Genomic DNA, 10,898 nt, shown 5'->3' with positions numbered 1-10,898 from the left:
CGCCGGACCGGGCAGCGACGCCCGTCGGACCGCCCGCGGTCCGCGAACACTGAACGAGGAGGAACGGGTGGCCCTGCTGACCCGCATTCGGGCGGAATGCCCGCGCGGGCATTCCGTACGCCGAGGCTCGTCCGGTGCGTCGTCGGCCTGGCCGCGGTCGGAGATCCGTGCGGCCGTCGAGGCCGGGGCCGAGGGCTGACGGCCTCGCGGGCGGTCCTGGCCGGTGGCCCGGTCAGGCGATCCGGGTCGGGGGGCCTTCGACGGTGTGGCCGGTGGTGGTGAGGACGGTGGCGAGGTCCGTCGGGGTCACCGTGTGTTCGGTGCGGAGGTAGAGCTCTTCGGGGTGGAGCGAGAGCAGGACGATCCGGTGGTCGGCGAGGGCCGCCGGGGTGTGGGAGAGGGCGGTGGTGCGGACCCGCCAGAGCGTCGTCGGTGGCGGGGCGTGCGGGGACCACCAGGTGTGGAGCAGCGCGGTGGCGAGCAGGGCGAGCGCGGAGGTGGCCAGGACGACCGGGCCGTCCGGGCCGTCGACGACGAGCTTGGCGACGAGGTCGGCGACGGTGACGGAGAGGAAGACGGCGGCGAGCTCGACGGTGTCGCGGCGCCAGCGGTGGGTGCGGCGGGCGCCGGGGACACGGCGGGGGGAAGACTTCGAGTGCTCCATGCCACCACCGTGCCCGACCGGTGTTTCCCGGCCACGAACCGGCTGTGACCCGGTGGTTACGGTCCGCCCGGATCTGTTACGGGAGTGGCGCGAGGGCCGGGTGCGGGAGCGGCGCGGAGCCTGTCGCGGGAGTGGCGCGGGGCGGTCGGTCAGGGGCGTGCCGCGCCGGCGTCCGGCAGCAGCTCGCGGGCCGCGGCCTTCACCTCGGCGAGGAGCAGGTGGAGGTCGTCCTCGGTGGTGGTGGCGTTGAGGAGGCAGGCGCGGAGCATCTCGTCCGAGCCGAGGCGGGCGCCGGTGACGAAGACCCGGCCGCGCCGCTGGACCGCGACGGGGAGTTCGCGGTTGAGCGCGTCGCGGGCGGCGGCGTCCCGGCCGGGGGCGCGGTGACGGAACGCCACGATGGAGGTCTGCACCTCGGCGAGCAGTTCCAACTCCTCGTCGGCCGCCACGAGTTCGCCGAGGCGGCGGGCCAGCGCGGTGCACCGGGCGATGTCCCGGGAGAGGCCGGCGCGGCCCCGGTGGGCGATCGTCGCCCAGACCTTGAGGGCGCGGAAGGGGCGGGTCTGCTCGGTGCCGTACTCGGAGAACCAGCCGAGCGAGCCGGCCGCTTCGTCGCGCAGGTAGGACGGGACGAGGCTGAAGGTGCCGCGCAGTTCCTCGGTGTCGCGGACCAGGGCGCAGCCGCAGTCGACCGGGACGCCGAGCCACTTGTGCGGGTCGAGGGCGAGCGAGTCGGCGCGCTCCAGACCGGCGTAGCGGTGGGCGATGGCGGGGTCGAGCCGGCCGAAGGCGCCGTACGCGCCGTCCACGTGCAGCCAGAGGCGCTGCTCCGCGCAGAGGTCGGCGATCGGGTCGAACGCGTCGACCGCGCCGGTGCCGACGGTGCCGGCCGAGGCGACGACCAGGAAGGGCAGCAGGCCGGCCGCCCGGTCTCGCTCGACCGCCGCGCGCAGCTCGGCGGTGTCCAGGCGGCTGTCGGGGCCGGTGGTGACGGTGCGCAGGTGCTTGCTGCCGAGGCCGAGGAGTTCGGCGGCCTTGCGGACGCAGGAGTGGGTCTCGCCGGTGACGTAGCCGACCAGCGGGGGCAGGCCCGCCAGGCCGTCCTCACGGACGTCCCGGCCGGCCTGCCGGGCGGCGCGGTTGCGGGCGGCGGCGAGGCAGACGATGGTCGCCATCGAGGTGCCGGAGGTGAGCAGCCCGCCGCCGGCCGGGTGCGGGAAGCCGACGAGCTCGGCGATCCAGCGGACGACGGCCCGCTCCAGGTGGACGTCGGCGTGGTCGCCGCCGGCCGAGCTGGGGTTCATCGCGGAGGCGGCGAGGGTGGCGAGCACCCCGGCCGGGGCGGGGGCGGAGTTGACCCAGCCGAAGAAGCGCGGATTGCCGTTGCCCATCGGGTACGGCAGGACCTCGCGCCCGATGGCGTCGACCAGTTCGGCGAGCGGGCGGCCGTCGGCGGGCAGCGGGGCGTCGAGCAGGGCCCGGCGCGCGGACTCGTCCATCGGCTGCCAGACCGGGCGGTCGGGGAGCTCGGCGAGGTAGTCGGAGACCAGCTCGGCGGTGGCGTGGGCGGCGGCCCGGAAGTCCTCGGTGCGGAGGTCTTCGGTGCGGAGGTCTTCGGCGTGGAGGTCTTCGGCGTGGGGGGCCGTGGTGCGGGCGTCCGCGGCGCGGGGGTCCTCGGTGGTCATGGCGGGCGTGCTCCAGGGGCGGGGGAGGGGAGGCGCGGCGTCCTCGGCGCACCCTGATCAGGCGATGGTCGGGTGATCCTACGCAAAGGGGCCCGCGCCGTGCGGCGCGGGCCCTCCTGCCGGGATCGGCCGGGGTCAGTCCAGCGAGGCGGACAGGCCGCTCGCCGAGCGGCAGTAGCCCTGCATCTCCTTGTTGGTGATCTTGGCGCAGAGCCGCCCGGCCGCACCGGCGTCGGTGTAGTTGACCGTGTAGTAGCTGACCAGGCCCTCGGCGCAGGCCTTGCGCTGCCAGCCGTCGGCGGCGGTCGCGCACTGCTGGGAGGCCCAGTCCTCGCGGTCCAGGTTGTACTTCATGGTCCGCGAGCCGACACCGCGGCTGCAGTCCACCGCCCCGCCACTGGCCTTGCCGTTGAGGCACCACTTCAGGGCGTCCGCGTAGACCTCGGGGTGGTTCGGGTAGTCGTGCGAGGAGAGGTAGAAGGTCGGCGCGTAGAAGTAGCAGGCCGACTGGAAGAGGGACGGCTGGTCCTTGCACGGGTAGAGCGGGTCCTGGGCGAGCTTGTCGGCGGGCAGGTTGGCCTTGGCCTGCTCGTCCTCCTCGTCCGGGCCGAAGAGCTGCATGAACAGGCCCTCGGAGCAGCGGATCTTGTTCTGGTCGGTGGGGAACTTGTTGCACAGGTCGCGGGCCTTGGCGACGTCCTGCTTGGCGACGAACATCGTGCCGTGGCCGACGCCGTGGATGCAGGGGCCGCTGTTCTTGGGCGCGCAGAGCTTGAGCAGGTCCACCTCGGGCTGGCTGGAGGCGTTGAGCATCTCCTCGACCGCGCCGTGCAGGTAGCCGGCCGCGCAGGTCTCGTGCGGGAAGGAGATGACCTTCTGGAAGTCGGCGTTGAAGCGCTTGACCGCCGCGTGGCCGAGCTCGTGCGCGATCGGGTGGCAGAAGCGCACGGTGTACGGCTTCTCCTTGGTGATCTTGTCGAGGTCGGCCAGGGCGACGCCGGGGTCGGTGGCGTCCATCTCGGCCATCAGCTTGTTGCGCAGCGTCGAGCGGGTCCACACCGCCGGGTCGCCGGTCGGGGTGGCGCCCGCCGCGCCCGCGGTGCCCGCCGCGGCCGGCTTGGCCCCGGCGGTGGTGCCGCTGGCGGGGGCCCCGGGGGCCGGGGTCGAGGTGGCCGCCGCGGGCGACCAGTCGGTGACGGCCACCGATCCGAGGCCCAGGACGCCCAGGAGCAGGGCGGTGAGAATCGCGAAGACTCGCGGCTGCATGACGGGATCCCCCGGCGGATCGAGGTGAACGGGTTCGCTCCCATCCTGACGGCACGGGGGCGCGAATCCACGATTTCGGCCGCCATTCGGGAGGTGTCGGCGACGCTACCGCACCGTGCGACGGCCGGGCGCGGCGGGATGGTTCCCGATGATCACCCGCACGGCGCAACGGCCCGTGCGGGTGCGGGATCGGGTGCTGGGGTCGGGCGTGTCGTGCGGGCTGCGGGCTGCGGGTGCAGGAGGCGGGGGCAGGGGGTGCGGGCGCGTCGGGCCGGCGGTCAGAGCTCCAGCGTCACCCGGTACTCCGTCAACCAGGCGTCCAGGTCGAGCGCGAGGTCCACGCCCAGGCGGACGGACTGCGGGTCGGTGTCCGGGGCGAGCGCGTCGGCCAGCCGGCGGCGGTCGAGCAGGTCGAGCGCCGGAGAGGTCCGGCCGGCGGCGAGCCGGGTGAGCTCGGCGCGCAGCCGCGCCGGGTAGTGCGGGTCGGTGGTCACCGGGTACGGGCTCTTCGCGCGGTCGGCGACCGCCCCGGGCAGCAGGTCCCGCACGGCGGCGCGCAGCAGGCTCTTCTCCCGGCCGTCGAAGCTCTTCATCGCCCACGGCGTGTTGAAGACGTACTGGACCAGCCGGTGGTCGCAGAACGGCACCCGCACCTCCAGCCCGTTGGCCATGCTCATCCGGTCCTTGCGGTCGAGCAGGATGCAGACGAACCGGGTCAGGTGGAGGTAGGAGATCTCGCGCATCCGCCGCTCCTTCGGGTCGGCCCCGTCCAGGTGCGGGACCTCGGCGATCGCCTCGCGGTAGCGGGCCCGGCGGTAGCCCTCCAGGTCGAGCTTGCGGAGCAGTTCGGCGTCGAGCAGCTGCTCGCGCGGGCCGGAGCCCGCGCCGGCGATGCGGGTGAGGGCGGCGGCCCAGGGGAAGTCCTCGGTGGCGACGGTCCGCGGGTCGTGGAACCAGCCGTAGCCGCCGAACAGCTCGTCCGCGGACTCGCCGGACAGCGCGACGGTGGAGTGGCGGCGCACACCGCGGAAGAGCAGTAGCAGCGAGACATCCATGTCGCCGACGCCGCCCGGCAGGTCGCGGGCGCGCAGCGCGGCGGCGCGCCGGGCGGGGTCGGTGAGCTCGGTGGCGTCCAGTTCGATCACGCTGTGGTCGGTGCCGACGTGCCGGGCGAGCAGCCGGGCGAACGGGCCGTCCGGCGTCTCCCGGACCTCGCTGGCGTGGAAGTCGCCCTGGCTGGTGAAGTCGACGGAGAAGGAGCGCAGCGGGCCCGCCCCGGCGGCGCGCAGCGTGCGGGCGGCGAGGGCGGTGACGGCGCTGGAGTCCAGTCCGCCGGAGAGCAGCGAGCAGAGCGGGACGTCCGCGTCGAGCTGGCGGTGCACGATGTCGTCCAGCAGGGCCCGGACGGTGGCGACGGTGTGCTCCAGGCTGTCGCGGTGTTCGCGCGCCTCCAGCGCCCAGTAGCGGCGGACCGAGACGCCCGCGCGGCGCACCCGCACGACGTGCCCGGGCCGTACCTCGTGGATGCCCCGGTACGGCGTCAGGCCGGGGGTGCGGGCGTAGCCGAGCAGTTCGCGCAGCCCGTCCAGGTCGACGACCGGGCGGACGGCGGGGTGGGCGAGCAGAGCCTTCGGCTCGGAGCCGAAGACCACGCCGTCCGGGGTGGGGTGGTAGTGCAGCGGTTTGACGCCCATCCGGTCGCGGACCAGCAGCAGTTCCTCGCGGCGGGCGTCCCAGACGGCGAGGGCGAACATGCCGTTGAGCCGTTCGGCCAGGCCCTCGCCCCACTCCAGGTAGGCGTGCAGCACGACCTCGGTGTCGCTGCGGGTGCGGAATCGGTGCCCGGCCGCCTCCAGTTCGGCGCGCAGCTCGCGGTGGTTGTAGACCTCGCCGCTGTAGGTGAGCGCGGCCAGCAGCCGGCCGTCCCGCTCCACCGTCATCGGCTGGGTGCCGCCCTCGACGTCGATCACGGCGAGGCGGCGGTGGCCGATCGCGGCGTGCGGTTCGAGGAGGACGCCGCCGGCGTCCGGGCCGCGGCAGAGCTGGGTGGCCGTCATCGCGTCGAGGACGGTCCGGTCCTCCGGCCCTGCGGTGAGGTCGCGGTCGAAGGCGACCCATCCGGTGATCCCGCACATCAGCAAGCCTCCGGTTCTTCCGCTTCGTGTTCAAGGGATCACGCTACGTGTGGAGTCGGCGGCGGTTCAAGGGTTCGGCGGAAGGCGAACGAACGGTGGGTCGGGCGGTCGGTGGGGGTGGGTGTAGGGGTGGGCGTGGGGGCGGGCGAGGGGTGCGACTGGGCCTAAGGTCGTCAAGTCTGCCCGATTTCGGGCAGGAATTTTGGCTTCGGCGGTCGCCCGGCCTAGGCTCCTCACTCGTGCCGAGCTCACCCCACCCTCACGAAGACCTCCTCGCCCACCTGACCCGGACCAGCCCGCTCGGGCCCCGGGAGGCGGCGCGGGTCGTGGCGGAGGTGCTGGCGTACTTCTCCGAGAGCACCGAGGAGTACGTGCGCCGCCGCCACGCCGAGCTGCAGGCACGCGGTCTGACCAACGAGCGGATCTTCGCCCGGCTCGCCGAGGAGCTCCCGCAGCGCCGGGTCTCGGCGCCGGAGCTCTCGGCCCGCCAGCTGCGGCGGATCGTCTACGGCTGAGCGGCCGTCGCCGACTTCGGTGAGGTCGCCCGGGCGCCGGCCCCACCGACGTCACCGGCGTCACCCGCGTCACCCGGTCCACTCACGTCACTCACGCCACTCACGCCACTACGAACGAGGAGTCCACGCATGTGCGGAATCGTGGCCTACATCGGCCCCAAGGACGCCACTCCCTTCCTGCTGGAGGGGCTGGCCCGGCTCGAGTACCGGGGTTACGACTCGGCGGGCGTCGCCGTCACCGGCCGGAGCGGCGGCATCAAGCTGCGCAAGGTGAAGGGCCGGGTCGCCGACCTCGCCGCCGACGTGCCGGCCCGCTTCAAGGGCACCACCGGCATCGGCCACACCCGCTGGGCCACCCACGGCGTTCCCAGCGACGCCAACGCGCACCCGCACCTGGACAACGCCGACCGGATCGCCGTCGTCCACAACGGCATCATCGAGAACGCCGACGAGCTGCGCGCCAAGCTGACCGCCGAGGGTGTGGTGTTCCGCTCCGAGACCGACACCGAGGTGCTCGCCCACCTGATCGCCGCGCACGTCACCGAGGGCGGCGAGCTGGAGGACGCGGTGCGCGCCGCGCTCGGCCGGGTGGTCGGCACGTACGGCATCGCGGTGCTCGACGCCGAGCAGCCCGACCGGATCGTGGTCGCCCGCAACGGCAGCCCGATCGTGCTCGGCATCGGCGAGAAGGAGATGTTCGTCGCCTCCGACGTCTCCGCGCTGGTCCGCTACACCCGCCAGGTCGTCCACCTGGAGGACGGCGAGCTCGCCACCGTCCGGGCCGACGGCTTCCGCACCTTCACCGCCGACGCCCGTACCACCCACCGTCAGCCGTCCACCGTGGACTGGGACATCGACTCCTTCGACACCGCCGGCTACGAGCACTTCCTGCTCAAGGAGATCCACGAGCAGCCCGGCTCGGTCGAGCGCACGCTGAGCGGCCGGCTCGACGAGCGCTTCGCCACCGCGCACCTCGGCGGCCTCAACCTGGACGCCCGGGAGCTGCGCGAGATCCGCCGGGTCAAGATCCTCGGCTGCGGATCCGCCTACTACGCGGGCGAGATGGGCGCGCAGCTGATCGAGGAGCTGGCCCGGATCCCCGCGCACAGCGAGCCGGCCTCGGAGTTCCGCTACCGCAACCCGGTGATCGAGGCGGACACCCTCTACGTCGCGGTCAGCCAGTCCGGCGAGACCTACGACACGCTGGCCGCCGTCCAGGAGATCAAGCGCAAGGGCGGCCGGGTGCTCGGCGTCGTCAACACCGTGGGCAGCGCGATCGCCCGTGAGTGCGACGGTGGCATCTACCTGCACGCCGGTCCGGAGGTCTCGGTCGCCTCCACCAAGGCCTTCACCTCCACCGTGGTCGCCTTCGCGCTGCTCGCCCTGCACTTCGGCCGCATCCACGACCTCTCGCCCGCCGACGGGCGCCGGATCGTCTCGGCCCTGCAGGCGCTGCCGGACCAGATCCGCGAGGTGCTGGACCAGAGCGAGGCCATCGCCGAACTCGCCGCCGAGTACGCCGAGTCGGCGGGCATGATGTTCATCGGCCGGGTACGCGGCTACCCGGTGGCCCGGGAGGGCGCGCAGAAGCTCAAGGAGATCTCCTACGTGCACGCCGAGGCCTACCCGGCGAGCGAGCTCAAGCACGGCCCGCTGGCGCTGATCAGCCCCGAACTGCCCACCGTGGCCCTCGTTCCGGACGACGAGCTGCTGGACAAGAACCTGACCACGCTGGGCGAGATCAAGGCCCGGTCGGGGCGCGTCATCGCCGTCGCCCACCGCCGCCCGGAGGAGAAGCTCGTGGACCACTGCATCCTGGTCCCCAAGAGCGAGCCCGAGCTGGACCCGCTGCTGCTCAACATCCCGCTGCAGCTGCTCGCCTACCACGCCGCGGTCGCCCTCGGCCGCGACGTGGACAAGCCGCGCAACCTGGCGAAGAGCGTGACGGTGGAGTAGGGGAGTAGGGAGTAGGGGTCGCACCATTTCGCCCCTGCTCCTGCGCTTTGCTCCTGCGCCTCGTTCCTGCCCCTGCCCCCTTGCCCCCGGGCCCCGGTCGCTGTGCGGACGACCGGGGCCCGGGGGCTGCTTGCCGGGGGCTCCGCTGCCGGGCCCCGGCGCTCGGGTGCTCCCGGTCAGAAGACCGAGCAGCCGGAGAGGGTGGTCAGGGTGTCCAGGGCGGTGACCGCGGCGACGGAGTTGCCGGCCTGGTCCAGGCGCGGGCCCCAGGCGCAGACGGCGGCGCGACCGGGCAGTATCGCGAGGACGCCGCCGCCGACGCCGCTCTTGCCCGGGAGGCCGACGCGGAACGCGAACTCGCCCGCGGCGTCGTAGGTGCCGCAGGTCAGCAGGACGGCGTTGATGCGCTTGGCCTCGCTGCGGGACATCAGGTGGGTGCCGTCGGCGCGCACGCCGTACCGGGCCAGGAAGGAGCCGGCCAGGACCAGGTCCCGGCAGCTCGTGGCGAGGGCGCAGTGGGCGTAGTAGTGCTCCAGGACGGTCTCGACCGGGTTCTCCAGGTTCCCGTGACTGGCGATGAAGTGGGCCAGGGCGGCGTTGCGGTGGCCGTGCTCGGCCTCGGAGGCGGCGACCACCGGGTCGGTGTCCAGCCCCGGGTTGCCGGACTCGCGGCGCAGGAACTCCCGGACCGCGCCGGAGGCGTCGCCGGTCATGGTCTGCAGGCGGTCGGTCACCACCAGGGCGCCCGCGTTGATGAACGGGTTGCGCGGGATGCCGTGCTCGGTCTCCAGCTGCACCAGGGAGTTGAAGGGGTTGCCGGACGGCTCGCGGCCGACGCCCCGCCAGAGCGAGTCACCGCCGTAGGCGACCGCGAGCGCCAGGGAGAACAGCTTGGACACGCTCTGGACGGAGAACGGCTGCTCCCAGTCCCCGACGCCGTACAGCTCCCCGTCGACGGTGGCGACGGCCATGCCGAAGGCCTCCGGGTCGGCGGTGGCGAGGGCCGGGATGTAGTCGGCGACCCTGCCCCGGCCCCGGGTCGCCCGGGCGGCCGTCTCCGCGGCGGCCAGCAGGACCGGCCAGTCCAGGTTCTCCCCGCCGGGCGCACCGTTCACCGTTCGTCCTCCACGTTCGTCCTCCACGCTCGTCCGCGGCGTTCCACCGCCGCGCCCTTCCACCGCCGACGCCGCGTACGGGCACGGCAGGGACCGGGCGCTCGCCGGGGCGGGCGGCGTCCGGTCCGACCAGGATTATCCGCGTTTCGGGAGGCGGGTTCGGTGCGGGGGTGTGGTTTCGGGAGACGGGTTCGGCGCGGGGGTGGGCGCCGTCGGGTCAGGGCGCGCTGCTGGGGGCCAGGACGGGCGGACCGGTGAGCAGGGTGCCGGCCTCGGAGTAGGGCCAGCCGTTGGGGACGCAGCCGTGCAGCCCCTTGATCTGCTGCATCATCACCGGCGCCGGGGCGCCCGGTTCGGGGCAGTCGACGTGGCCGTTGCCGAGGATGTGGCCGACCTCGTGGTTGACCGCCAGCGCGTGGTAGAGCTCGGGCTTGCCCTGGTAGAACTCGGACAGCTCGGTCCAGCGCTTGAGGTTGATCACCACCTGGTGGGTGACGCCGCAGTTCACCCAGCCGCCGGTGTCCAGCCCGTACTGGCCGCAGATCCGGTCGGTGGACTGCGGGGTGGCCAGGTACACGGTGAAGTCCACCGGGTCGGCGGGCATCCGCTGGAAGGAGGCCGTGCCGCCGGCGGCCCAGCCGTGCCGGACGTCACCGAGCACCGCGTCCACCTCGGCGGCGAACTTCTCCGGGCTCTCCGCGATCCCGTTCTCCACCCGGACCTTGTACCGGTACAGGTGCTCGCCGGTGCCGAAGCGGGCCGAGCCGCCGGGCGCGGTGGTGAACGCGAGCGGGGCCGGGCCGGCGGGCTTCCGCTCGCTCCACGGGTGCCACCACAGCAGGCCCGCCGCCAGGGCGGCGGCCAGTGCGAGGGCTAGCACGCCCTGCCAGGGCTTCCGGGGGCGGAGGCGTCGGGCGAGTATCGGGGCGAGCGTGGACATGGTGGTGCGGCTCCAGGAGGATCGGCGACCGGGGACCGGCGGGGCTCGGTCGACCGGCGGGGCCCGGGTCGGGCGGTGCTACCTGGGGGAACGGCGCGGATCGGGGCGGGGGTTCAGCGGGCGACGCCCGACGGCGGCTACCCCCGGTTCGGGGCTCCTGGCGGAGCTCCTGTCGGATGAGGGCCCCGGCCGGTTCCCGGAACCGCTCGATGGTGTCACCCGTACGGCGTGTCCCTGGGGTCGGGGCGTCTGGTTCGGGTGGGGTGGTGCGGGTCGATCCGTGGAGCGAACCCGGGTCGGTCCGTTCCGCCGGAATGCCATGGGAGGCACCGCCATGTCCACTACCGCCGTCTTCGCCGTCGACGGGATGAGCTGCGGCCACTGCGAGCGGACGGTCAGCGCCGGGCTCGCCGCCCTGCCGGGCGTCATCGACGTCGTCGCCGACGCGCCGAGCGGGCGGGTCACGGTGGCCTCCGCGCAGCCGCTGGACGAGGCCGTGGTGCGGGGCGCGGTCGACGGGGCCGGGTTCACGCTGGTCGGGCGGGCCTGAGGGTGGTTCGTGGGGGGCCTGCGGGTTCGCGGGTTCGCGGGGTCGCGGGGTCGCGGGGTCCGTCGGTGTCTG

Annotated in this window: 9 protein-coding genes; 3 read left to right on the top strand and 6 right to left on the bottom strand. The window is 73.9% G+C overall.

Going from position 1 to position 10,898, the window contains the following annotated elements:
* Nucleotides 1-232: 232 nt before the first annotated feature.
* The 4 genes from AB0Q99_RS26485 to asnB form a co-directional block, all read right to left on the bottom strand.
* Nucleotides 233-664 (bottom strand): hypothetical protein, encoded by a 432-nt coding sequence (locus tag AB0Q99_RS26485; RefSeq protein ID WP_363575820.1) that lies wholly within the window; start codon nt 662-664, stop codon nt 233-235.
* Between the two features lie 149 nt (nt 665-813).
* Nucleotides 814-2,349, bottom strand: a complete 1,536-nt coding sequence (locus AB0Q99_RS26480) for a pyridoxal-dependent decarboxylase (RefSeq protein WP_363575819.1) — start codon at nt 2,347-2,349, stop codon at nt 814-816.
* Nucleotides 2,350-2,484: 135 nt separating this feature from the next.
* A complete protein-coding gene (locus AB0Q99_RS26475; protein ID WP_363575817.1) occupies nt 2,485-3,615 on the bottom strand; it encodes a hypothetical protein in 1,131 nt (376 codons plus the stop codon).
* Nucleotides 3,616-3,893: 278 nt separating this feature from the next.
* Nucleotides 3,894-5,750, bottom strand: coding sequence for an asparagine synthase (glutamine-hydrolyzing) (gene asnB, locus AB0Q99_RS26470; protein WP_363575815.1), 1,857 nt, complete (start codon nt 5,748-5,750; stop codon nt 3,894-3,896).
* Nucleotides 5,751-5,989: 239 nt separating this feature from the next.
* Here asnB and AB0Q99_RS26465 point away from each other — a divergent pair, with 239 nt between their 5' ends.
* A complete protein-coding gene (locus tag AB0Q99_RS26465) occupies nt 5,990-6,265 on the top strand; it encodes a hypothetical protein (protein WP_363575813.1) in 276 nt (91 codons plus the stop codon).
* A gap of 129 nt (nt 6,266-6,394) precedes the next feature.
* Entirely contained in the window at nt 6,395-8,221 is a 1,827-nt protein-coding gene (gene glmS / locus AB0Q99_RS26460; RefSeq protein WP_363575811.1) for a glutamine--fructose-6-phosphate transaminase (isomerizing), read from the top strand.
* Nucleotides 8,222-8,397: 176 nt separating this feature from the next.
* Here glmS and AB0Q99_RS26455 read toward each other — a convergent pair whose 3' ends face one another.
* Together AB0Q99_RS26455 and AB0Q99_RS26450 are read right to left on the bottom strand one after the other, a co-directional pair.
* The gene (locus tag AB0Q99_RS26455; protein WP_363575831.1) at nt 8,398-9,294 is read right to left on the bottom strand and encodes a glutaminase; all 897 of its coding nucleotides are present in this window, start codon (nt 9,292-9,294) and stop codon (nt 8,398-8,400) included.
* Between the two features lie 259 nt (nt 9,295-9,553).
* The gene (locus AB0Q99_RS26450; protein ID WP_363575809.1) at nt 9,554-10,276 is read right to left on the bottom strand and encodes a DUF3152 domain-containing protein; all 723 of its coding nucleotides are present in this window, start codon (nt 10,274-10,276) and stop codon (nt 9,554-9,556) included.
* A gap of 319 nt (nt 10,277-10,595) precedes the next feature.
* Here AB0Q99_RS26450 and AB0Q99_RS26445 point away from each other — a divergent pair, with 319 nt between their 5' ends.
* Nucleotides 10,596-10,826: a heavy-metal-associated domain-containing protein gene (locus tag AB0Q99_RS26445; RefSeq protein WP_363575807.1), complete on the top strand. Its 231-nt coding sequence runs from the start codon at nt 10,596-10,598 to the stop codon at nt 10,824-10,826.
* Nucleotides 10,827-10,898: the final 72 nt, after the last annotated feature.

The sequence above is a fragment of the Kitasatospora sp. NPDC086791 genome (assembly GCF_040685975.1).
Taxonomy (GTDB): domain Bacteria; phylum Actinomycetota; class Actinomycetes; order Streptomycetales; family Streptomycetaceae; genus Kitasatospora.
Note: the sequence above shows the minus strand (reverse complement) of the source record. Positions and strands in the feature narration are given on the sequence as shown.